This is a genomic window from Pseudoalteromonas sp. S408 (genome assembly GCF_005886645.1).
GTDB lineage: Bacteria > Pseudomonadota > Gammaproteobacteria > Enterobacterales > Alteromonadaceae > Pseudoalteromonas.
Map to the genome: position 1 here is coordinate 55,451 of NZ_PNDY01000007.1, position 23,487 is coordinate 78,937.

The 23,487-nt window shown below is 40.4% G+C and carries 17 protein-coding genes; 6 read left to right on the top strand and 11 right to left on the bottom strand.

All coding sequences use genetic code 11. The features are described from left to right. Positions 1–150 precede the first annotated feature (150 nt). The 7 genes from CWB62_RS06785 to CWB62_RS06815 form a co-directional block, all read right to left on the bottom strand. Positions 151–2,691, bottom strand: a complete 2,541-nt coding sequence (locus tag CWB62_RS06785) for a TonB-dependent receptor plug domain-containing protein (protein WP_138529354.1) — start codon at positions 2,689–2,691, stop codon at positions 151–153. A gap of 248 nt (positions 2,692–2,939) precedes the next feature. Next, positions 2,940–3,851, bottom strand: coding sequence for a sensor histidine kinase (locus CWB62_RS06790; protein ID WP_058404540.1), 912 nt, complete (start codon positions 3,849–3,851; stop codon positions 2,940–2,942). A 106-nt stretch (positions 3,852–3,957) separates the two neighbouring features. After that, positions 3,958–5,076, bottom strand: a complete 1,119-nt coding sequence (locus CWB62_RS06795; RefSeq protein ID WP_249310755.1) for an HDOD domain-containing protein — start codon at positions 5,074–5,076, stop codon at positions 3,958–3,960. A 5-nt stretch (positions 5,077–5,081) separates the two neighbouring features. Beyond that, complete coding sequence (locus CWB62_RS06800) at positions 5,082–7,091, bottom strand: EAL domain-containing response regulator (protein WP_138529350.1); 2,010 nt, start codon at positions 7,089–7,091, stop codon at positions 5,082–5,084. Between the two features lie 289 nt (positions 7,092–7,380). Continuing rightward, positions 7,381–8,664 (bottom strand): PAS domain-containing sensor histidine kinase, encoded by a 1,284-nt coding sequence (locus CWB62_RS06805; RefSeq protein ID WP_138529348.1) that lies wholly within the window; start codon positions 8,662–8,664, stop codon positions 7,381–7,383. Then, complete coding sequence (locus CWB62_RS06810) at positions 8,664–9,239, bottom strand: chemotaxis protein CheX (RefSeq protein ID WP_058404536.1); 576 nt, start codon at positions 9,237–9,239, stop codon at positions 8,664–8,666. The genes CWB62_RS06805 and CWB62_RS06810 overlap by 1 nt, the downstream gene beginning before the upstream one ends. Next, positions 9,236–9,601, bottom strand: coding sequence for a response regulator (locus CWB62_RS06815; RefSeq protein ID WP_058404535.1), 366 nt, complete (start codon positions 9,599–9,601; stop codon positions 9,236–9,238). Before CWB62_RS06815 ends, CWB62_RS06810 begins: the two co-directional genes overlap by 4 nt. Before the next feature lie 243 nt (positions 9,602–9,844). Between CWB62_RS06815 and nosR the strand changes: the two genes are divergently transcribed. Then, positions 9,845–11,179, top strand: coding sequence for a response regulator c-di-GMP phosphodiesterase, NosR family (gene nosR / locus CWB62_RS06820; RefSeq protein WP_058404534.1), 1,335 nt, complete (start codon positions 9,845–9,847; stop codon positions 11,177–11,179). Positions 11,180–11,253: 74 nt separating this feature from the next. Continuing rightward, positions 11,254–12,273, top strand: coding sequence for a ferrochelatase (hemH, locus tag CWB62_RS06825; protein WP_138529346.1), 1,020 nt, complete (start codon positions 11,254–11,256; stop codon positions 12,271–12,273). 907 nt (positions 12,274–13,180) lie between these two features. On the opposite strand, the gene CWB62_RS06830 is transcribed toward hemH, so the two are convergent. The 3 genes from CWB62_RS06830 to CWB62_RS06840 form a co-directional block, all read right to left on the bottom strand. Further along, on the bottom strand, positions 13,181–14,386 hold the full coding sequence (locus tag CWB62_RS06830) for a type II toxin-antitoxin system HipA family toxin (RefSeq protein WP_138529446.1): 1,206 nt from the start codon (positions 14,384–14,386) through the stop codon (positions 13,181–13,183). Next, a complete protein-coding gene (locus tag CWB62_RS06835) occupies positions 14,376–14,675 on the bottom strand; it encodes a helix-turn-helix domain-containing protein (RefSeq protein WP_058405273.1) in 300 nt (99 codons plus the stop codon). Before CWB62_RS06835 ends, CWB62_RS06830 begins: the two co-directional genes overlap by 11 nt. 812 nt (positions 14,676–15,487) lie before the next feature. Further along, the gene (locus CWB62_RS06840; protein ID WP_138529343.1) at positions 15,488–16,645 is read right to left on the bottom strand and encodes a benzoate/H(+) symporter BenE family transporter; all 1,158 of its coding nucleotides are present in this window, start codon (positions 16,643–16,645) and stop codon (positions 15,488–15,490) included. A 354-nt stretch (positions 16,646–16,999) separates the two neighbouring features. On the opposite strand from CWB62_RS06840, the gene CWB62_RS06845 reads away from it, so the two are divergent. Continuing rightward, positions 17,000–17,698 carry a protease inhibitor BamI-like protein gene (locus CWB62_RS06845; protein ID WP_138529341.1) on the top strand — a complete coding sequence of 233 codons (699 nt, stop codon included), beginning with the start codon at positions 17,000–17,002 and terminating at the stop codon, positions 17,696–17,698. A gap of 159 nt (positions 17,699–17,857) precedes the next feature. Then, positions 17,858–18,601, top strand: a complete 744-nt coding sequence (locus CWB62_RS06850) for a M12 family metallo-peptidase (RefSeq protein ID WP_006793508.1) — start codon at positions 17,858–17,860, stop codon at positions 18,599–18,601. 150 nt (positions 18,602–18,751) lie between these two features. On the opposite strand, the gene CWB62_RS06855 is transcribed toward CWB62_RS06850, so the two are convergent. Then, entirely contained in the window at positions 18,752–19,975 is a 1,224-nt protein-coding gene (locus CWB62_RS06855) for an alkaline phosphatase family protein (RefSeq protein ID WP_138529339.1), read from the bottom strand. Between the two features lie 191 nt (positions 19,976–20,166). Between CWB62_RS06855 and dgt the strand changes: the two genes are divergently transcribed. After that, complete coding sequence (gene dgt / locus CWB62_RS06860; protein WP_058405269.1) at positions 20,167–21,633, top strand: dGTPase; 1,467 nt, start codon at positions 20,167–20,169, stop codon at positions 21,631–21,633. A gap of 170 nt (positions 21,634–21,803) precedes the next feature. Next, entirely contained in the window at positions 21,804–23,408 is a 1,605-nt protein-coding gene (locus CWB62_RS06865; protein ID WP_138529337.1) for a cell surface protein, read from the top strand. The last annotated feature ends 79 nt before the right edge of the window (positions 23,409–23,487 follow it).

Sequence of the window (23,487 nt, forward strand, 5' to 3'; positions counted from 1 at the left end):
TATTTTTATCATTACACAACGCTATTTTTTCATAATAAATAGGCATAAAAAAAGCGCAGTAAATAACTGCGCTTAGTAAAGAACCTGAACGCTGGATAATAAATCTATCTCTAGCCAGAGCTCAGGTTAAATAGTTTTTAGCTCAAATAATTAAAATTCAAAGCTTACTTTTGCGTAGTAAGTACGCCCGTCAAAACCATAAGGCAATGCACGTACAGGGTATTTAAACGCACCATTGGTGATAAAGTTTAGCACTTCATCATCACCTAACTCATCAGGTGTTTCATCAAATACGTTGTCGGCACCAACCGAAAGCGTAAACATCTCATTAATGTCATAACTTACGTTCACATCAACCAATACAGCAGCTTCAACAGTACTTGTTGGTTTAAACGAGCCCGTTGGCGAAAGCTCACCGGGTAATGAAATGTGGTCGTTACCAAAATACTTTACATCGGTCTCGCCAAAGTAATTAAAACGAAGCGTAGTAGTATAAGCTTCACGCTCATAATCAAATGTCAGTGTTGCACGTTCACTTGGCTGCCCATCAGTAAAAAAGCTACGTTGTAAGTCATCAAAGGCAACCGCTTCTGGAATGCCTTCTTCAGCATTAACGTTATCAATTTTAGTGTCGTTCAAATTACCAGCGAAAGTAACACCTAAATTAGCGCCGTCGATTTCAGTACGGTATGAAGCAATAATATCAACACCTTGCGTAGTAGAATCAACGGAATTTGAGAAGTAATTGGCTTGTACTGCACCGGTTGCTTGCAGTGCAGCAAGCGCGTCTGGACTAAACGAGACGTCGTCGGCCGACAGCAAACTACCTAGTGTTATACGGTCTTTAATTTCTACACGGTAAAAATCAACAGTAAGCGAAAGCTCACTACTTACATCGTAAACAAAACCCGCACTGTAGTTAGTTGAAGTTTCAAGCTTTAACGTATCTACACCTAATGCACTTGGGAATGCCGTACCAGTGTTGGCAGTAAATGACTGGGTTAACGAACCGTCAGAACCTAGGTTCGTTGTAAACGCAGTATAACCACTTTGTTGTAATGAAGGCGCTCTGAAGCCAGTTGATACCGCACCACGAACAGCAAAGTCATTATTAAACTCATAACGCGTTGCTAGTTTACCTATTAAATCGTCACCCGCATCTGAAAAGTCTTCAAAGCGCAGTGCACCACTGACATTCCATGCATCTGTGATCATTGTTTCTACATCAACAAATACGGCATAACTATTACGATCGCTCTCGTTTGCCGCTTCTGGGCGAAGGCCGTTGTAAGCCTGGAAACCACACTGCGCAAATTGGTTTTCATCATTAACTGAAGGGTATGAAGTGTCAGTATTAGCTAAGCCACAGGCATACGACGCTTGGCTGCCCGGGACTATTTCGTAGTTTTCTTTTCGGTACTCAGCGCCAATAGTTACGTATAATGGTTCACTGCGACCAATATCTACAATACCGTTAAAACCAGCATTAAATGTAGTTTGATCAAATCTAAATCCACCTGAATAACCACCTGTTGGGCCTGCATTGGCTGCAATATCAGCATCGCTTGCATCAGGGTTATTAAATAAGTACTCAGCTGCGTATGACGCATTTAAGGTATTACGCGAGGTAAAGTCGTATTCGTTTTCACCATATACAGCCGACACATCGTAAGTCCAATCTGGGTTTATGTCGCCTTTAAACCCTATTGCAAATGAAAGGTCTTGTGCTTCATTGTATATACGCGGTAAAAAACCATCACTATAAACTTGAGTCACGTTTTTAGACGCTTCATTAAAGTTACGATAAAAACCATTACCTAACGCGCTTCGCTCTGAGTAACCACCAAACGAGTAAAGTTCGCTATCGCCAACAGGCAGTGCCATATTATAAAACAGCGATGTGAATTCGCTATCCGCGTTACCCTGTCCCCAACGAACATCCTCTGAAAGCGTTCCAGGTTCTACATTTAATGAACCCCCTGTATCGCGCTCTGCACGGTTAGTCCCGTCGGCATCTCGATACTCCAGTGATAAATTAATAAAACCGCCTTCACTACCTAACTCAAAACCACGGTTTAAGCCTGCAGTAACCGTATCGCCATCGCCTTCGCTTGTGCCGCCATACTGAACAAAGCCCGTTGTTACACCTGTTGAATTATTAAGTGATAAATTGATTACACCCGCTATTGCATCAGAGCCATATTTTGCCGCTGCGCCATCACGAAGTACTTCAACACCTTTAAGCGCAGTTAACGGAATTGCGTTCATATCGGTACCCGCAGCACCTGCCCCCACAGTACCATTCAGGCCAAAAATAGATTGATTATGACGGCGCTTGCCATTAACCAGTACAAGTGTTTGATCGGGCTGTAAACCACGCAAGGTCGCGGGTCTAAATAAATCAGAACCATCAGAGACCTGCGTACGCGAAAAATTAAATGAAGGGGCTGTTGCTTGTAAGCTTTGGCCAAGCTCAGTATAACCGCCTTTATTTAAATCATCCGAGTCTATTAAATCTATTGGCGAAGATGACTCGGTTGATGTGCGATTTGAGACTCGTGAGCCTAAAACAGATATTTGCTCAATATTTTTGACAGCTTGAACGGGAGCTTCTTGTGCATTTACAACGCCTGGTGCGCATACTGCAAACGCAACTGACACTGCAAGTGTATTTAAACGATATGTTGACATAGTGACGACCCTGTTTATGTGTGTTCTTATAATTTATATAGCGATTGTGTATCGCCAATGAGGAACATCCTAGCAACATATACAAGCAAAAAGAAATGAAAAAATTTAAATTTATGACCTAAGTATGCAAATTAAATTCAACTAAAGAAAAAATAACCTCAGAACGATTAAAATTAAAGCAAATAAAGAATTGAAATTATAAAACAAGTAATTAACACCTTATTTACAAAGGGTATTTATATGCAAAGTTATGCTTTTAAGGGAAATAAGCATGAAATGGATGTACCTGTCTCTAAAATACTATTAACGTGCACCTTTCCTGCGTGTTCTTGCATAATTGATTGCACAAGCGTGAGCCCCATACCAGTATTTTTACCCACCTCTTTAGTTGTGAAAAAAGGGTCAAACATCTGCTCTTGAACCTGGTTTGACATACCACAGCCATTATCTTTTATTTCAACACAAATATAATTATCTTTTTCAAAAATACTCACATCAACAATGCACCCTTTAGTGTCGTTATGCTCGCATGCATCTCTGGCATTAAGGAGTAGATTAACAAATAGCTGATTAGTTGATGCTAAATTGCAATATATCGGGGGGGTATTTTCAAAGTGAGTATTAACTGCACATAATTTAAGCTGGCTTTCGAGTAAACGCAGTATGTTGTTAGCAACATCAGCCATGTTAACAAGTTGCATTGCGTGGTGCTCATTAGAGTCCATAAAGTTTAGCAAGTTTTGAACACAATAATTAACCTGCTTTAGGGTGCTGGCACTTTCTTTTATTCTTGGTGACAAATCATTACTGATCCAAGCAAATGGGTGTTGTAAATTAAGCAAATCAAGCTCGTGTTTAAACTGGCTTTCTTTTAACTCACCGTTTAAGTATTGCTCACTTATATTTAATACTGAGGTGATAATTTGGCTCGAATAATTAAAGCTATCAACAGTACCAATAGCTTTCAGTAAAGGCGTGTTTATTTCTGAAGCTGCATCAACGCTCAAAGTACCTAAAGTCGCCATTTTAGTACTCTGCACTAACATTTTTTTATAACGCGCTAGTTCGGCTTCTTTTTCGTTGATTTGCTTTTCGAGCTGTTTACGTTTTGCTTGCTCGTCTATAAGTGCACTCTCTAAATTACTTTCTACTTCATTCATGCCAGAATCCCTATAGCTATTGCTTTAATATTTAGTTCGCAAATTCTAAACACGCAACCTAAGTAGCTTTATTAATGAAAACAAAAGTAATGACCGCTTTGATTTATCACCAATCAAAAGTGCCAATTGCTTCATAAATTGATGAGTCAACCTCATGCTGTTGGCAAAAAGTAATTAAAGCTTCGTTCGACTCTTTATAAAAAAGCTTTTGCTGAACAATAAACAATACATTACCTAACTTGTTATCAGACGCTTGTAGCTCGCTAGAGTTTATAATTAATGAACACACTTGAGAGCTATAACCCCAAAGTTTCATCACATAAGCAGAAATGTGTAAATAAGAAATGCAGTGTTCAGGTAACGGTTCTTCTGCACTTAAATCACTTTTCTCTTCCCCTTCAAGCTTTATTAATTTGCCAACAAAACTTAACAGTGCAACAGAAAAAAGCAGCGCCTGTTCTTTTTGGCTCATTTTTATATGTTGTGCAAATTTTTTAACACAGCTCGCGTAATGTGTAGCTTGAGATAAATGTTGTTCATGCTCACTAGCAGATAAACATGATTGGCTGTTTTGAGCTATTAATAACGATGCACTAATTGATAATAATATAGTTGTTCCAAGGCGAGACACCGCTTCTTCAATTGAACTCGTTTCACTCGTAAACCCTAAATAAGCCGAGTTAGCAAGTTGTAGTAATTTAGCCACAATAATTGGCTCTTTAGCTACCACTTCAGCAACGTTAGCCAAGTCGTAATCGCAACTGTTTATTAGGTTGTTAAGCTCTTTAAGTAGTAAAGGGTAAACAGGAAAGCTAGGCATTGAGCCTAACTTGCGTCTCATCGTATCTGAAAATGGCAACGCCTTTAAATCGGCAACATTTTCAAATAACAAGATTAAATTATCTTTACTAAATGGTTTTGCAAGGTACATATGCACAACGTTACTTTGCCGCATTTTTGAAGTTAACGATGAATCGCCTGTCAGCAGCGCCCTAACCGGGTAAGGGTTTTCAGTCAAGCAGCGCTCTAACACATCAAGCCCATTAATATGCGGCATTAAATAATCGCTTATGACTAAATCAATGGTTTTATTTTTATTAAGGATCGACCAAAACTCATTTAATTCAGTAACCGTAATTACGTCTGCAACAGGGTAAATTCGATTAATTGTTCTTTGTAGAGCCTTTAAAATAAAACGCTCGTCGTCAAATAAAACGATGGTCATTGTGTTCATTGAGTATCGCACTTATTTTTAATCGTTAAATAGCGACAAAACTCATCAGCATGCAAAGGTTTAGAAAAGTAAAAGCCTTGTATATAATCACAGCCCAGCTTTCCAACTAACTTACACTCGTGCACAGTTTCAACACCTTCTGCAATGACTTTAAGGTTTAAATCATGCGACATGCGCACAATGTTTCTGATCATGCTTTGCATTTCAAGTGATGAGTCCAAACCACTAATAAGCTCTTTATCTAATTTAATCGCATCAATAGATAACTTAGAAAGATACGCAAGCGATGAATAACCAATGCCAAAATCGTCAATTTGCACTTCAAAACCCAAGTCGCGGAGCCTTGTTATTTGTAGCTGACATTCGTGTAAATCATCCATTAAATACGTCTCTGTAAGTTCAAACTGAATACTCGATGCACTCAGGCCATTTTCTTTTAGGCGCGCTAGCATAAAATCAATCCACTGCGGATCTTCTTTTATTTGCCGAGCTGATAAATTAATAGCTAATTTCCCAACCTCTATTTTTTGCTCTTGCCAAGTTTTAAGCTGATTAAAACTTTGAGAAATGACAAATCGGCTAATAGCAATAATTTGGCCATCGCATTCTGAAATAGGTATAAATAAACCAGGAGACACCCACCCATACTTTGTTGGTTCGTACCAACGAATAAGCACTTCGGCGCCACTTACTTTATTTGTTTTTAAATCTATTTTAGGCTGAAAACACAAACTAAATTCTTCATTATCAATCGCTTTAAATAATAACCGGCTTAACTCAAAGTTTTTTCGGTAGTCATTCACAAGCTCTGCATCAAAGCGGGTAAAAAATCGTTGCTGTTTTTTAGCCAAGTAGTTCATATTCAAACTAAGGTGGTTAACTAACTCTTTGCCCGTTAAAACATCGTCAGGAAAAATGCCATACACGCCATAAAGCTCTAAACTCATTCCTTTGTAACGTTGGGGGATAGCATCGGTAAATAAGGTCATTGTTTTATTAAGTGCGGCAAGTAATGTGGCATCGTTACTTGCGTGAGGCACAGATAACATAAACTGGTTAGAGTGCTTTTGACACATTCTTACCTTTTCACCAAGGGTATTGTGCAGTACTTTTGCAAGCAAATGTGTAAATTCGTAAGCGCTTTGGTAATCTAATAAATCAGCTATAAGTTCAAATTTAGCAATACCGATAAAAATAACCGTGTAACTGGTATTTTCACTTTCATAATCATTTAGCTGTTGATAAAAAGCGGGCTCTTTAATAAGAAACTCGCCAAAGCTTTCTATTAAAATTTTGTTACTCGATTTACTCGGGTTAACCGACAGCTTCAGTAACTGACAAAAATCATCAGACCAATATCGCTCCAAAATAAACTCGTATTCTTTGTCGCTATCGGGACATTTACGAGCAATAAATAGCATGTCGGTTTTGTTATTTAAAAAAGCCGTTAAGTCAGTTTTGTTTTGCTGTGAATCTATACTGGTTATGTAATCATCAACATAGCTGTATAACCCAGGGAAAATAGTCTGGGCGGGGGCATTAAAGCGAGTTATTTTACCTTGGTCATTTATTTCAATAAGTGCCGTTACGCTCCCAAGGAGTAGTTGATCACGCTCGTGCTGTGCAATGCGTCTGCAATAAAGCTTTTGTGCTTGTTTAATTGTGTCAACCAGCTCGTTTTCGTCCCATGGCTTTTGTAAAAACTTAATCGCAAGCCCTTGATTAAGAAGCTCAACAACCGAATTAAAATCGGCATGACCACTAAGCACTATGTTTATTATATCTGGCCAATGTTTTTTGGTTTCTCTGAGTAAGTCGGCCCCTGTCATATTAGGCATTCTGTAATCGGTAAGAATCACCGATACATCATGCACTTTTAAGTAAGCCAATGCTTCTGGGCCACTAGCCGCTAACGCTACTTTTTTAAAGCCGGCACGCTTTAGCACGCGCTTTAAAGACCGTAATACATTTTCTTCATCATCAACCAAAAGGATACTAGGTTCCACTATTGGCTCCCATTGTTATTTAATCCTAAATAAAGATTAAAACGGCTAATACGACAGCGCATAATGCACCTATCGTCATTTAAACTGATATGGCTATAGTTAACATGTTTTAGTTCATAGCCCCATTGTAAAAATAGCGCCTGCTATTTATTACTCAAAAAACAATCCTAAAAAACCACACAGCGCAACAAAAAGCAATACAATACAACTAGGAATAGACTAACTTATATTAATAACTACAATACGTATAGGGTCTTAATGTACACGGCTAAAATTGCCATTAAATAGATTAATTTAAAGGCGCTTTAAAAGTGTTAAATACAAACGTAAAGCAAGTGCCTTCCCCCTCTTTGCTCAACACGTCTATACCAGCCTCATGCTCTTCAATAATTGTATACACCTCAGACAAACCTAACCCCGTTCCTTGTCCAATTTCTTTAGTTGTAAAAAACGGATCAAAAATGCGTTCCAAGTCAGACTCAGCAATACCGGCACCAGTATCTTTAATTATTAATGTTATTTTGTCGCCATTTTTCTTGCAGTCAATGGTAAGCGTTCCTCCAGAGCTCATTGCCTGCAGCGAATTTAAAATCACATTAAATAAAAGCTGCCTTATTTTTCCAGCTTTACCATCTATAAATACCGGCTCCTGGGGTAAGTCTTTTTCAACCTGCACTTTATAATTAAGCTCATTTTTAAGCACAACTAACGTAGATTCAATTTCGGCGCATAGGTCTACTTCTGCCCAGCCTTCTTCATCGTTTAGTGCAAAATCTCGTAAACTATTCACAATTTTTTTAACTCGCTCAGCACCATTTAGCGACTCATCAAGTAACTCTGGTAAATCTTCTACAATAAAGTCAACACCGTGACGTTCGTATACATCCTCGAGTAATTTTATAAATCTTTCTTCTGCTTGTTTTACAATGATTTTTTTTTGTGTCTGCGTTGTTTTTATCAGCTTTAACGCATAATCCTTTAGCGTTTCTAGGTTTGAGCTTACAAACCCTATTGGGTTATTTATTTCGTGTGCAACCCCTGCAGCTAATTGACCTATAGACGCCATTTTTTCTGACTGGAGCATTTGCTTTTGCGCTACTTTTAACTCTTGATGCAGTGCTTTTAATTGTTGATGCTCTTCTTCAAGTACATTTTTTAAGTCAGATTGCTGAATAAAATAACTGGCTTCTGCAGTCACATCGGTCACAAAAATGCTGACATGCGTAACCTCGGCATTATCGTTCGAAAGCGGCATAAACTGCACATTTTGGTACATTTGCGACTCGTCTCCTGTAATAGGGCGACTACTGCGCATAGGGAATACATGGGGGCGTTGTTGCCAATAACTAAAGCTAGGATTTTTTAAAATAAGTACACTGTCAATTTTACGTTTTAAAAAACGTGCTTGCTCTTCAAATACGCTTAATAAGTGCTGACCAACTAGGTCGGGCTGGCGAATAGTTAAACCACCTAAAAATGTAGGGTTAGCGAATGTGATGGTCATATCTTGGTTTATAATGCATGCACCAATAGGAAGCTGTTCAATGACCCGCTCAAACTCACTTTTCTCCATTAATCCTCCAATAAAGCTTTTATGGGTATTAACAGTTGTTCAATTGAGCCTTCGCTTAAGCCAATGAGTATGCGCGCATCAAATTGCATTTGCTCTATAAAAAACTCTACTTCTATAATTAAAATAGACGACCACTCGTTGCTATGCACCGATTGTAATGGGTAATAAAACGCAGGCATATTCAATTGCGTCGATAACTCAAGCTGGCTTGTAAATCCCTGCAAGCAAGCAGCAGATAAAATATTGGTAACTTCTAAAACAAGCTCTTCTGTAGCGGCATCATCAAGTGGTAAATCAAAGTCCATAACCTCTGCTAACGCATTACAGCCATCTTTATGCATGCTCATTATCACTTCGCCACGAATGGTGCCCGTGAAAGACTGCCGTGCAAACCAATTATCAGAGAGGCTATTAATCATCCCCTGAAAGTCTTCAGGAGACATTGCTTGAATAGCAGGAATAGACAACGACACCTTAGTTTGAATAAGGCGTGCAAGTGCATCGGCCGCCTGCCCCATAGAAATGTTCATTATTTCTTGAAGCGCATCGCGCTCATCTTCATTTATTTCAATCATAACAAACCAACATCCAGCAAGGTTTCGCGTAATTGATCAGCCTTTAAAGGCTTTTGTAAAAACCTAAAAGCGCCCATTGAGCTAACAAGCGCCTGTGCTGCTGGTTGAATATCAGCACTAATTACTATCACTATGGTTTTTTGGTGTTCCTGCTGTAGCTCTTTTAATACTTCAAAACCATCCATTTGTGGCATTTGTAAGTCTAAAAAAAGTACCTCTGCTAACCCAGTATGCACAGCTTCTAATGCCTCTACGCCATTTTTAGCTTCATGAATAGTTATATCCCAATCTTCAGGGAGTGCGCGTTTAATTGTTTTTCTTGAAAGTGCTGAGTCATCAGCTATCGTAACCGGTATTGGCATACAGTCCTCACTATACAATATTAGTACGTAACCCTCTGTTTTAGAGTAGAAGTAATTAGTGATTTCTGCAAAAAATTATCCTACAAATTAGCCTTTCATGCTGAGTTTTTGTTATTTTTCAAAGGCCTTAAATTCACGCATTAGTAAAATACATCATAATTATTAAAATCTATCAATTCAGTTGTTTATACGCCCAGGTTAGACTAAATTTAACTATATATCAGAATTGGCTGGCCTTATTTAATGCAAAAAACCTCTGAACTAGAAGAATTTAACAATCGACCTGCGCATATTTTATGCCTAGATGACGAAGCAAGTGTTTTAAAGTCACTTGTACGATTGTTGCGCATGAACAAATTTAATGTGGTTGTATCGACAGACGGGCACGACGCGCTTCAAAAAATGTCAGCCACACAGTTTGACGTGGTTATAAGTGATATGCGTATGCCAAAAATGAGTGGCGCAGAATTTTTAGCAAAGGCAAAAAAGCTAGCTCCTGATACTCAACGTATTTTATTAACGGGTTTCTCTGATTTAGAGTCAACGGTCAGTGCTGTCAATGATGGGGGGATCAACGCCTATATTCAAAAGCCTTGGCAAAACGATCACTTAATCAGCGTTATAAAATCAGCCGTAGAAAAGTTTCGTTTAAAAAAACACAACGAGTTACTGCAAGCCCATGTCAAAAAACAAAATGCGCAGTTAACCGAACTGAATCAGTCGTTAGAACTCAGAGTAGAAAAACGCACAAAACAAATAAAACAAGTTCTCAGGCAGCTTGAAAAAGCCAATGAGCGAGAAAAAAACGAGCATAAGTCTACCGTAGAGCTACTCTATAATTTTATTAACGCTAACCCCTATCTCGACGGTAATAAAGCGCAAAACATTGCCAATACCTGTACTCATATAGCCTTGTATTTAAATGCATCACAAAAAAGTATAGAGCTTGCTCCAACGGCTGGTTATCTAGCGCAAATTGGGCTACTTGCAATGGACCCCGATCTTTATAAAAAGCCAGTGAACAAACTTACCGAAGCACAACGCAAAGCCTTTTACACTCACCCCAGCACCGCGCAACTAATGCTTATGCCTGCACTGCATTTACACGACGTGTCTGACGCTATTTACTATCAATTTGAACGCTATAACGGCAACGGGTTACCCAAAGGGCTTTCGGGTAACGAAATACCCATTGGCGCCATGGTACTTAGTGTTGCACGTGATTACTGGGACGCATATGAGCAAAGTGTGGGCGATAACGAAGCTGAGCACCACCAGCACGCGCTCGACACTATAAAGCTATACAGCGGTACATTTTATCACCCTAAAATTGTGCGAGCACTTGAAGCCAGCCACAATAAGATGAAAGAAAAGAAAAGCACAGCAGGCTCAGTTAATATTTGCAACGCACAAGAGCTCAAAGAGAACATGGTACTGGGCAATACGCTTCAGAGCCATACCGGCATTATGTTACTACCAAAAGGCCATGTATTTAGCCGTAAATCAATTGAAAAATTACAACAACTTGAAGCTAAAAAACCAACCCCCTTTAGAATTATGATTAAAAGCGCTAAATGATTGATCTAAAGCAGGCTTTTTTTCGTTACAATAAGCCTAAAATATCAATATAACTTTGCTTGAAGGAGCACAACGTGTCGCGATTTTCTGCCGTAACCGACAATCCCCACGACGGGCGTTTTAATCAAAAAACGGGAATACTACTTACTAATTTAGGGAGCCCAGATGCTCCAACGGCCGCGGCACTTCGTATTTACTTACGCGAGTTTTTGTCTGACCCACGTATAGTCGAAATACCGCGCCTTGTATGGATGATCATACTACATGGCATCATTTTACGAGTACGCCCAAAACGTTCAGCAAAGCTATACAAAAGCATTTGGACAGAAAACGGGTCGCCCCTCACACACATTACGCGTCAACAAAGCGAAAAGCTCAACACATTATTAAAGCAAAAAGGCTACACAAACACCGAAGTTGTTATGGCTATGCGTTATGGCAATCCTTCAATAGAAGCAGGCCTTGAGGAGCTAAGAGACAAAGGCCTTACGCGCATTGTTATCATGCCAATGTACCCACAATATTCAAGTCCAACAACGGGTTCTACATTTGACGCCGTATCAAGCGTACTACGCAAATGGCGCTGGGTTCCTGAGCTTCATTTTATAAATGGCTATCATAAAAACACCACGTATATTGAGTCATTGGCTAACAGCATAAGTGAAGACCTAGCAGCCAATGGCATGCCGCAAAAAATAGTGTTTTCATACCATGGTATGCCAAAGCTATTTTTAGACAATGGCGATCCGTACCATTGCCTGTGTTTACAAACAACACGACTTGTTGTTGAAAAACTTGGCCTTGATAAAGATAACGTTATTAGCACTTTCCAAAGCCGATTTGGTAAAGCTGAATGGTTAAAGCCTTACACCGATGCTACGCTTGAAAGCCTGCCAGCTGAGGGAATTAAAGACGTTGCAATTATAAGCCCAGCGTTCAGCGCCGATTGCCTCGAAACTCTTGAAGAGTTAGAAGGTGAAAACCGTGAGATTTTTGAAGAAGCCGGCGGCGAAAAATACCGATACATCCCTGCTTTAAACGACAGAGACGACCACATTGAAGCCATATTTGATGTGTTAAAACCGATGTTGTAATCAGCTCAATATAATAAACAAGGCGTTAATATTAACGCCTTTTTTTATGCCCACTCTTCACCAAGAGGTTAAGAGACGCTGCGCTTTTGGAGTTAGTGAAAAAGCCCATCATTTACAATGCCATGGCTGAATTTACCTATAGACGTGCTTTGCTTTTGTTTAAAAATGCCTTTAAGGGTTATAAAAGTAACTAACTTACCACCGAGAGGTGAAGGAGAAAACCAGGAGAAGCAACAAAACCAATCTTTTTAACTCTGTGTAGCGCAAAGCGCCTCGGTGTACTCTGTGGTGATATTTATTTTAAATAACAAGAAGCTGCCGCTTCTAACGTGAGCAAGCTCTACGTCTACAAAAATAAACTAAAATACGCCTGTCACTTTAGCTGCTCATTTACTCCTCATTCGCTTCTCTTTGTGCATTAAGATTTTAAAAGCCAATGATTCACAAAGGGGTTAAATTTACTGGTAGACGCGCAGCTTGCTGGCGTTTAAAAGCAACGCTTTTAAGGGGTTATAAAGTAATTGTTTCACCACCGAAAAGTGAAGAAGAAAACCAGGAGAAGTGACTAACCAATATTTTTTAACTCTGTGTAGCGCAAAGCGCCTCGGTGTACTCTGTGGTGATATTTATTTTAAATAACAAGAAGCTGCCGCTTCTAACGTGAGCAAGCTCTACGTCTACAAAAACAAACTAAAATACCGCCTGTTACTTTAGTTGCTATTTACTCCTCATTCGCTTCTCTTTGTGCATTACGGTCTTAAAGCGAATTAATCACAAAGAGGTCAAGAGCCGCTGCGCTTTTAGAGAAGTGATTGTGTTTAATAACGGAAAACTTTACTTCTAACATCAGCAAGCTCAACGCACATGAAAAACTAAACACTAGCTTCGCTCTTTCAATCATTCCTTATTAGGTTATAGAAGGTATTACACTTTCTAAGCGCTTTATATCAGCCTCACTAATATTAGCGAAGCGCTTGAAATGAGCCGGCCATTGGCGAACATAACACTCAATCTCAGTAATAATCTTTTTTGCCTGAGCATTATTTAAACCAAAGCGTTTAGCTTGCGACAGAATATTATCGATACTCGCATAGCGGCCATCATCACCAAGCCCTAAGCCATGCTGCTTTGAGTTATTAATTGGAGTAATATCGTAAGCAGGGCTCATGCGCCACGCTTGCTCAAGAAAATTATACAAAAATGCATGGTTACGGCTGTGGTCATCTGCATTACCTATAAATACGTTAAATACCATTCGCCTAAACAGCTCAGTAGCATCATCAGCAAATTCACCTGTGTGGTGGCGAATAAACTCAGCCAATTCAGCGTAACTATAGTAAGTTGCTAAATCGCTTAACGCGACTTTAGGTGTTTGTAGCAAGCTATTAGCGCTCAAAAAATGATGAGTTTGCAAGCCATCACTTACATCAAAACGTTCAACTAACAACACGTCACCATTTTCTGTTTCATGAATACAGGTATTTGCAGTACGAATACCCAATTCATTAGCCATACACATAGCCCCATGCTCAGCCCTAACTAAATTGAACAAATCATCTTGACGATTAAATTTTGCCAAGTAAAGTTTATCACCAATTTTTACTGATGTTTTAGGCCTTGCACCACCCATACTTTGACCAAACTCAAAGGCTTTTTTTGCCTCGAGTGAGATAGCCTTATCAGCGAGTAAATCGTCTTTAGCTTGATCTAAAAACGCTAAATCGGCTAACGTATTTTTATTAGTTTTATGCTTTGATGCACTGCGCGACAAACTAAAAACCAAAGCGCCCACACCATACCCAGACCCAGCTAGTAAAAACTCAAGCTCATTTTTTGGCCTAGTATTATGTAATGATAATATAAGCTTACGGCCCCAAGAGTCCGCGCCGGCGTCACTTAAGACGCCAAATATACCTTTATTCGCCGAATAACTAACAATGCCAGGCTTTAACGGTAAGTGCACCGGATCAAGAGCAAACGCATCTGGCCGTGCAAGGTAACTTTTACCGTAATTAAACTCACCTCGACCTGTTTGTGTATTTAGCTTAAAAAAACCACAAATAATAGGGGGGTCTTCCAAACCATCAATAAAAACATAAGCCTCAGAAGTCATCATTAACCTCCTGAGTTTTACGGCCTTTGCGTTGCCTTGCATTATAACCACCCGCATCTGCAACTAACTCATTAACCTCGTCTAACAACGAACCTTGTAACTGAAGCGCAACTAAAGCCTCAAACAATATATCGCTTTTTACCACCTCACCTTGCTCAAGTTTTTGCACCGTTGAGCGAGATACACCTATCATTTTAGCAAACGTACTTTGGGTATAATGCAAAGTGCGGTGCTGACGAATTAAATCACCCAATCGATTCGCCAATTTTAACGCTTGCTCAGATCTCATATATGCACACTTAGTCAGTCATTAACATGATAATGATTACTTTAGCAGTATTTAAATTGTTTGCAAGATGCTTTAAATTGATTCAAAGCAGGTTTAAAACAACGCTCAACGAAACAGCCTCGTACCTTTCATTGGCCAGACCTTAAACTTACTAACGCGAAAGCAAATAACTTAAGCCCACTTACTTTTGTTACTCATTTACTCCTCATTTTGTTCTATTTGTGCATTAAGATTTTAAAAGCCAATGACTCACAAAGAGGTTAAATTTACTGGTAGACACGCAGCTTGCTTGCGTTTAAAAGCAACGCTTTTAAGGGGTATAAAAGTGATTGTTTCACCACCAAGAAGTGAAGGAGAAGACCAGGAGAAGTGACCAAACCAATCTTTTTAACTCTGTGTAGCGCGAAGCGCCTCGGTGTGCTCTGTGGTAATAAAAGATCACTTAATCCTGTCACTTTGGTTGCTCATTTACTCCTCATTCGCTTCTCTTTGTGCATTACGGTCTTAAAGCGAATTAATCACAAATAGGCTAAATTTACCTGTAGAAGTGCTTTGCTTTCGTTTAAAAGCAATGCCTTTAAGGGTTATAAAAGTAACTAACTTACCACCGAGAAGTGACCAAACCAATATTTTTTAACTCTGTGTAGCGCGAAGCGCCTCGGTGTGCTCTGTGGTGATAAAAGATCACTTACCCTGTCACTTTGGCTGCTCATTTACTCCTCATTCACTTCTCTTTGTGCATTACGGTCTTAAAAGCCCATTACTCAAAAAAAGATTAGAGGCGCTGCTATTTTACCTAAACCCCAACATCATTAACCCTTACGAGTGATCATCACGGTACACACTCCTGCAATAATTCCCCAAAAAGCAGAACCTACTGAAAACAGCGTTAAATCAGACGCCGTCACCAAAAACGTCACTATTGCAGCCTCAGTATATTGCGAACCCGTTAACGCCTGCTGCAAACTATTAGCAATAGTGCCAAACAAAGCTATGCCCGCCAAAGCTAAAATAAGTGCTTGCGGTAAACTTGCCACCAACCCCACTAAAGTTGCAGCACACAACGCCATTAAAATATAAAACACACCGCCCGCAATACTTGCCCAATAGCGTTTATCCGGGTTTATATCGGCCTCATCACTCATACAAATAGCCGCCGTAATCGCGGCTAAATTAATTGAATACGCCCCAAACGGCGCACAAAGCACATTCACCAGCCCCGTAACATTAAGCGATGACGAAATAGGCGCCTCATAATTGTGTGCCTTTAATACCGCAATACCAGGCAAATTTTGAGACGTCATGGTCACAATATATAAAGGTAAACCAATGCTTATACAGGCTTGTACATTAAACGAAGGGGCAATATAGGTAAAGTGGCTCATTTTCCACTGTAACACGCTGGTATCTATGTAGCCAAATTGCCACGCTAATAACACACCAACAATTAATACACTTAACATCGCAAAGCGCGCAAAAAAGCGCTTACCCACAAAATAAACCAACACCATTAGCCCTATAACTAAGGGCATATCGTTCATAAAATTAAATACATCTATACCAAAAGTAACCAGCACACCGGCCAACATAGCACAGGCAAGCTCACTGGGTATTCGGTTCATTATTTTTTCAAACCAACCCGTAATCCCCGACAAAAAAACCAACAACGCGGCAAACATAAATGCCCCAATGGCTTCATTCAAGTTATACCCCTGTGCGCTTGATATAAGTAATGCGGCTCCGGTGGTCGACCATGCAATTAAAACAGGAACTTTGTAATAGTACGATAATCCAATTGAGGTTGTTCCCATTACTAAACCTAGCATTAAAATCCAGCTCGCTACTAAATCGGGCGTTCCGCCAAGGGTGATCACAACCTGATAAATTAATGCAATAGAACTTGCAAAACCAATAATCACTGCCACTAATCCAGCTGTTACTCGGTTAAGTAATTGATCTGAAAACGTCATAAGTCCCTCTTGCATTTATTTTTATGCAAACAACATACGTTGCTCAATTTCACATTGCAATTGGCTATTAGTGTAAGAATCGTGAATTATTTTCATTTTTATTTTAAAAAATTTTACACCTTCAAATTATTGCACTTTAAAAAACAAACAAGTACCTATAAAAGCGCCACAGGCCCCATAAAACCTACAAAAAGCAATACCTAAAATGTACTAAAAACAACCTAAGCATTACTTAACAATAACTTAAAAAACAAAAAACCAATACATTAATACTACACAAGCAAACTTGATCTAATCACTCACTTAGTATAAAAAGTAACAAATAGTTAACCAAAAACACCAAAAGAGAAACAAATGAAGCGTTTAATCATTGCTGCCGTTGCTACTGCGGTACTCGCATTCGCCATTTACAAAGTAGTAATTGAGACCAATAAAGCCGAGGAGCCTATTGCCCCAATCGCAATCGATTTTGTACCTATTGATCTGCAAAAAACACGCACAACCAAAGCACCAGCGCCTATTGATATGAGCAAAGATCCGATAAAAGCAACGCCAAAAATAGAGCAAACAGCCCCTTTTGAAAGCTTTGACGCGGTGAACCGCTTGTCTGATCGTGCAAAAGCAGTACTTACCGATGCCAAGGTGCTGCCTACCGATCTTAATAACGAAGCCTACATAGAGTTTGATCTAGCCAGTTTACAAGCACTTAAAACAGGCGAAAATTTTGACCTAGCTATTCCACAAACAACCGAAACTTACACCGCCGAAGTCACTAACGTTATTGAGTCGGCCAATGGCGACAAAAGCATTTTTGGAAAAGTACTTGGCGCTGACGGACGTATGCACAACACGGTACTTACTGTTGGAAAAGACGCTATTTACGGCCAATTTACCGCGCCTTCTGGTAACTACGTATTTGAAAGCAAAGGCCAGTACGGCTGGATAGCAGCTAAACGCGATTTATATAAAAGTCATATTGAGCACAACGTGAGTGCCCCACAACCAAAAACCGATAGCGCTGCCGATATGTTTGCCCCTAAAACCGACGGCTAACCACCTATTCCGCCCGCTTAATTAAGAGCTATCGCGGATTACTAGTACCTAATTTTTTATATTAAGCCCCATTAAATGGCTGCTTAAGTGTGCTCGTTATGCTTAAGCAAAATTTAATAATAACTATATTAACCACTACAAGAGTAAGGAAATACAACAATGAAGAATGTAATCATTAAAACGGCAGTAGCCGCTGCATTGTGCGCTGCAAGCACAGCACAAGCAGAAACAATCGATATTGGTATTTTATATACCGACCAATCGGCTGCAGCAACCAGCAATATTAATACAAAAATTAACCAGCTTATTGCGTTTAGTAATCAAGTTTACAGCCAAAATGGTGTAGATATCACATTACGTTTAGTAGGTTCGCAAAACTTAGGCGACTACGCAATTACACCGTCTGAAGATTGGCTTAATGCAGTAACAAACAGCAGCTACGTAGATAACCTACGTACAGGCTGGAAAGCCGATATGGTTGCAGTACTGGGTATGGGTCAAAGTGCAGGGGCTGGCTTAATTTCATGTGGTTTAGCATGGGTTGGACAAGGTACAAACGGCAACCTTTACAGCTCAATGAGCGATCGTATGTACTCAATCACGGCGATTGACTGTGGCGCAAGCACATTTGTACACGAGCTAGGCCATAACCAAGGTTTAGCGCATTCACGTAAGCAAGGTGATACGTCGGGTGGTGTTTACACAGACGGCATGGGCCACGGTGTACAAAATGAATTTGCAAGTATCATGGCGTACCCACAAGTATTTGGTAGTGCAACTCAGTACGATTACTTCTCTAACCCAAATTGGAGCGTAAACGGTATTCCTTACGGTATTACAAACCAGGCATACGCAATTCGTACTGTAACGGCAACAAAAACAAGTATTGCTAACTTTAAGTAAGTTAGTAAAAAGCGGACCGATTTATTAGCCCGCTTACGTTATTTTGTTATTCCAATCCGTTTAATTAAGTGATCTATTTTAGCCCCTAAAAATAATCAAGTATTATTGCGGATTGGTATTAGTCCCTTTGGAGCGCGTTATGCGCTCTTTTTAATGCACAACCACCTTTTGCCTAATAGCCGGCATTAACGTTTTACCATCGCCATCTACTTTATTTAATAGCTTTAAGCCCATCACTTTTGCAAGCACCGGGTAAATGTCGAGGTTATTTACTTTTTCAAGGCTAACACCTTGTTTAAACGCAGGCCCAGTGGCAATAAACGTGGCCGCCATGTCGTCTGTGTAAGCATAACCATGTGTGCCAACATACGTCGATTTACCCTTACTTGTAAACACAGCCGGCGCGTTAGTTTGTGCAATAATATCGCCCACACGGCTCCCTTTATTATAATGATACCCAGCCAACTGCTCATCGGTTAACACTGTATAGCGGCCATTAGCCGCATCGCGCAAACGCGCTTTATAATTGGCTATGTCGGCTGCACTGGTTTCAGGCTTTGCATATATAAGTAAGCGAGGCCCCGTGTTTTTAACTATAAAACCGTCATCGCTAGGTAACGTGTTTAGTAAAATGCTTTTATTAGGGTCAACAACCGCCATACCATGGTCCGACACAATCACTAAATTCACATCTTGTTCTAATTTATTTAAACGCGCTTGCAACTGCCCCATTAACGTATCGAGCTGTTTAACTGCATCGCGTGTTTGCGGTGCGTCGGGGCCAAATTCGTGCCCCATGCTATCTACTAACGAAAAATAACTCGCAACAAAGCGAGGGCGCTGCGCTTTGGGTAAGCTTAACCACTGAATAATTTGATCAACACGGCCTTGGTATTCACTGTGTTTAGAATAATGATAAAAATAGTCGGGGGTCATACCATTAAAACGTGCATCCGACTCAGGCCAAAAATACGCCGCCGACTTAAGCCCCTGCATTTTAGCTAAATTCCATAACGGAATACCCTTTACCCACGTGCTGTCGCCTAATGCTTTGCCCATACTGTAACATTCGTTATTACGCGCTTTGTCGCAAAATTTGTTATCAACAATGCCGTGATTTACGGGCAATAACCCAGTCACAATAGAAATATGATTAGGAAACGTTTTAGTGGGGTAAACCGGTATTAACTTTTGTGCCCTTACGCCTTTTTCTGCCATGGCTTTTAAATTAGGTGCCCCGTGTTTTTCAATGTAATCCCATCTAAAACCGTCAATCGACACAAGCACTACGGTTTGCTCTTTTGCCGCAAACGCTAAATGACTAGTAAGCACCAAAGATGCCAATATCATTACCTTTAAAAACACATACTTCATTATAAATACTCGCCTACATTAAAATGCGTTAAATACTGAAAAATATAGCTTTATAATACAATTGCAAGGCCTTAAATGATACAAGCACCTGTACCTAACTCGTCTAGGTGTATATATTAACAAGTAAGTATTAAAAAAGAATGACACCGCGCACTTACTTTGCCAGTCGTCAACACCAAATAAGGACACCGATGACTATCGACTTTAGTAAAAAAATAACCCCCGCGCGCATGTACCGAACCACCTCTAATTTACAAATGGCGCTTGAAAGCGACCGTGGTCGCATAATGAACAGCGCCGCTATTCGTCGCTTACAACAAAAAACACAAGTATTTCCGCTAGAGCGAAATGCCGCAGTGCGTTCAAGGCTAACTCACTCGCTTGAAGTTCAACAAGTTGGCCGCTTTATTGTACAGCGTATTTTTGCCAACTTAAGCTACCAACAACAAACAGACTTTGGTTTAACCGACCTAGAGCGCCCGCTCGAAAGCCTAGTAGAAATGGCCTGCCTAATGCACGACATTGGCAATCCACCTTTTGGGCACTTTGGCGAAGCCGCAATAAACCACTGGTTTAATACTAATTTAGCCAGTGTTACCCCCGAGCGATGCCGCGAGCCAAATACCGGCATTGGTGTTATTTTTAAGCACTTAGCGCAAGACATTTGCAACTTTGAAGGCAATGCCCAAGGCATTCGTATTATTCATTCATTGCAAACCCTAAACCTAACTTACAGCCAAAGTGCTGGTATTTTAAAATACACCCGCCCAGCAGGGCTTGATATAAAAGACATACCCCAAAATAAAAACTACTTAATGAAAAAAGTAGGCTACTACTACAGCGAAAAAGCCTTTATAGAAGCATTACAAAACGAATTAACCATAGAGCCATACTGCCGCCATCCGGCCAGTTACATAATGGAAGCCGCTGACGATATATCGTACTGCCTAGCCGACATAGAAGACGCCGTAGAAAAAGGCATAATAACCATTGAGCTACTGTGCACTGTACTTAAAAATCACTATCAAAAAGTACTTATAAATCTAACCATTGACGACACAGACCACCAAGACTTTGTTAGCAAAGCAGTAGACTACGCACTCGAGCGTGGCAAAGCACAACCGTATAACTTTAATAGTGAATTTTTTATATACCTGCGTGTTGCCCTACTGCACCCGTTAGTTAACCATGCAGCCAAACGGTTTATAGAAAACATAGAACCCATTTATCACGGCGACTTTAACCACGCCCTACTAGAAGACCGAAGCCACTTGCACGCCGTAACACAAACGCTTAAACAAGTTGCCCTGGCGCATGTGTTTTCAGATAAAGAAGTAGAAAAACTTGAGCTACAAGGCTACAGAATCATTAACGGCCTACTCGACAGCTACAAACCGCTACTGCAACTAACAAGCGACGACTTTAAACGCGCCCTGAATGGCGACAAACGCCTACTCATAGAATCAAGACTCGTTAAAAAGCTCTCTAAAAAGCATTTAAATAGCTATCAACATGCCATAGACGCCATGCAAGAAGAGCCCGACCACTTTGCAGCCTACGAGTTTTATTACCGATGCCGGCTAATTCAAGATTATATTAGCGGTATGACCGACCAATTTGCTTACGACGAATACCGCAGCCTTATGGTAATAAGCTAATACAAAATGGCGCCTACTTAGCGCCACTTAACAACCGCTGTTTAAGCGATAACATTAAAACGAATTGAGCTTTGCCTTATTGGCTCGCTATTAAGCGTAAGGCTCCCCTAGATAATTTTTAATTTTACGCTTAAAATCAACTTATTAATGATTAAACGCTAACCACCCTTATGACCACTTTACTCACACGCCTGACGCTTTGTTTTGCCTTATTTTATAGTGTTAACAGCGCTGCTTATAACGAAGCAATGTGCATACTTATAAAGCAAGAAGTACAGCAATACAGTAATAACAAAACAAGCGAAAAATACCGTAAAGCGGCGCGTGATTACAAAAAAAATTGCAACAAACCTAAGCAAGTACTTACTCAAGCTAAACCTATAGTAAAAGAGCCAGAACCCAGTGTAATAGTAAGTCAGCCACAACCAAACAGTGTGCAACCCGCTCCGGTTATTGAACCTGAAAGTCAAACAACCGATGGGCTAATAGACGAAAAAACGCTTAACTTAACTGATGAACAAAAGCAGCAAATTAGCGACATGATTGATGCTAATGCAAGCGAAGTAACCATTGATATAGAGCCTACACAAACAACCCCCGTTGAAGCAAACGAGCCTAAAAACACAGCTAACGACCAAACGCTTGCAGAGCCAGTTGCCACGCTAAAACCTGAACAAGCATCAAAAAAAACACAAGAAGCAGCGCCAATTAAAACAACAGAGCAAGCTGCACCCGTTATACAAAACCCAGAACCAACAGTCGCGCCGGTGATAAAGCCTGCGCCAGTGATTGCCCCGCAACCAGCGCGCGAGCAACCTAGTTCGTTATTATTACCAAGTTTTGTATTAGTACTGGTTGTGCTTATTGGCGCAATGGTGATTATTCGTTTGCGCCGCGCAAAGCAAAGCAATGCTAACGCCGCCGTTACAACAGCAAATACGCAAATGCAAAATACACAAACCGTTGAAAAACAACCAACCGAAGTAACACCAGCGCTACAGCAACCAAAAACCACACATAATACACCGGCACCTACAGAGCAATTAGCCACCGAAACCGAAACAGCCGAACCAACAGCGCCCGTTAATGACCCAATTAAAAATGAAACACCAAGCGAAGAAAAACCACAACCTAATACCGCCGAGTTTGAAGCCGCAGCCAAAACCACATTAGCGCGTATTAAAAACGCCAGCAGCTTTAACGAACCCCAAGTGCGCGACTTTGATCCAGATGCTAAACCTGTCAAAAAACAACGCAAGCACAGCCCAGTGAAACCAGAGCCTGTAAAACCAGAGCCGGCACCAGTAACGCCGGTCGAAAACAATAAAGAGCCCATAACACACACAGAAAAACCAGCAGAGCAAACACCTGAGCCACTGCCAACAAGTAAACCTACTACTTTAGATAAACCCGAATCAGATGCGCCTGCAATTAAAACCGAACACGACTTTAAAGAGCCCGAAGTACGTACGTTCGACCCTAATGCACCACTACCCGGTAAAAAGAAAAAACCACGCAATATAGAGCCGGCACAAACAATGCCCAAGCCACCAGCGCCAGAAAAAACACCTGAAACAAAACCCGACCTTACAGAGGCGGCACCTGAGCCTAAAAAAGCAGACAACAGCAACCCGTTTGCCAACCTATCGCTTGATGCAAGCTGGGATCCAAACTCAGCCGAAAAACCTAAAATAGAAGAAAAACAACGCGCCCCTAAATCACAAGCATTAATAGACGCAGAAGAACGCGCCAAAAAGTTACAAACAAAAGAGTAGCAACCTCACTCACTTCCCTTTGTACATCACGGTTTAAAAGCCAATGATCCACAAAGAGTTTAAGAGCCGCTGCGATTTA

What these genes read in the sequence shown, in the direction of transcription:
- CWB62_RS06805 (WP_138529348.1), bottom strand. Translation starts at nt 8,664, where the DNA reads ATGGAGAAAAGTGAGTTTGAGCGGGTCATTGAACAGCTTCCTATTGGT.
- nosR (WP_058404534.1), top strand. Translation starts at nt 9,845, where the DNA reads ATGCAAAAAACCTCTGAACTAGAAGAATTTAACAATCGACCTGCGCAT.
- CWB62_RS06810 (WP_058404536.1), bottom strand. Translation starts at nt 9,239, where the DNA reads ATGATTGAAATAAATGAAGATGAGCGCGATGCGCTTCAAGAAATAATG.
- CWB62_RS06785 (WP_138529354.1), bottom strand. Translation starts at nt 2,691, where the DNA reads ATGTCAACATATCGTTTAAATACACTTGCAGTGTCAGTTGCGTTTGCA.
- CWB62_RS06815 (WP_058404535.1), bottom strand. Translation starts at nt 9,601, where the DNA reads ATGCCAATACCGGTTACGATAGCTGATGACTCAGCACTTTCAAGAAAA.
- CWB62_RS06840 (WP_138529343.1), bottom strand. Translation starts at nt 16,645, where the DNA reads ATGACGTTTTCAGATCAATTACTTAACCGAGTAACAGCTGGATTAGTG.
- CWB62_RS06835 (WP_058405273.1), bottom strand. Translation starts at nt 14,675, where the DNA reads ATGAGATCTGAGCAAGCGTTAAAATTGGCGAATCGATTGGGTGATTTA.
- CWB62_RS06855 (WP_138529339.1), bottom strand. Translation starts at nt 19,975, where the DNA reads ATGAAGTATGTGTTTTTAAAGGTAATGATATTGGCATCTTTGGTGCTT.
- CWB62_RS06845 (WP_138529341.1), top strand. Translation starts at nt 17,000, where the DNA reads ATGAAGCGTTTAATCATTGCTGCCGTTGCTACTGCGGTACTCGCATTC.
- CWB62_RS06790 (WP_058404540.1), bottom strand. Translation starts at nt 3,851, where the DNA reads ATGAATGAAGTAGAAAGTAATTTAGAGAGTGCACTTATAGACGAGCAA.
- CWB62_RS06795 (WP_249310755.1), bottom strand. Translation starts at nt 5,076, where the DNA reads ATGACCATCGTTTTATTTGACGACGAGCGTTTTATTTTAAAGGCTCTA.
- CWB62_RS06830 (WP_138529446.1), bottom strand. Translation starts at nt 14,386, where the DNA reads ATGACTTCTGAGGCTTATGTTTTTATTGATGGTTTGGAAGACCCCCCT.
- CWB62_RS06865 (WP_138529337.1), top strand. Translation starts at nt 21,804, where the DNA reads ATGACCACTTTACTCACACGCCTGACGCTTTGTTTTGCCTTATTTTAT.
- dgt (WP_058405269.1), top strand. Translation starts at nt 20,167, where the DNA reads ATGACTATCGACTTTAGTAAAAAAATAACCCCCGCGCGCATGTACCGA.
- CWB62_RS06850 (WP_006793508.1), top strand. Translation starts at nt 17,858, where the DNA reads ATGAAGAATGTAATCATTAAAACGGCAGTAGCCGCTGCATTGTGCGCT.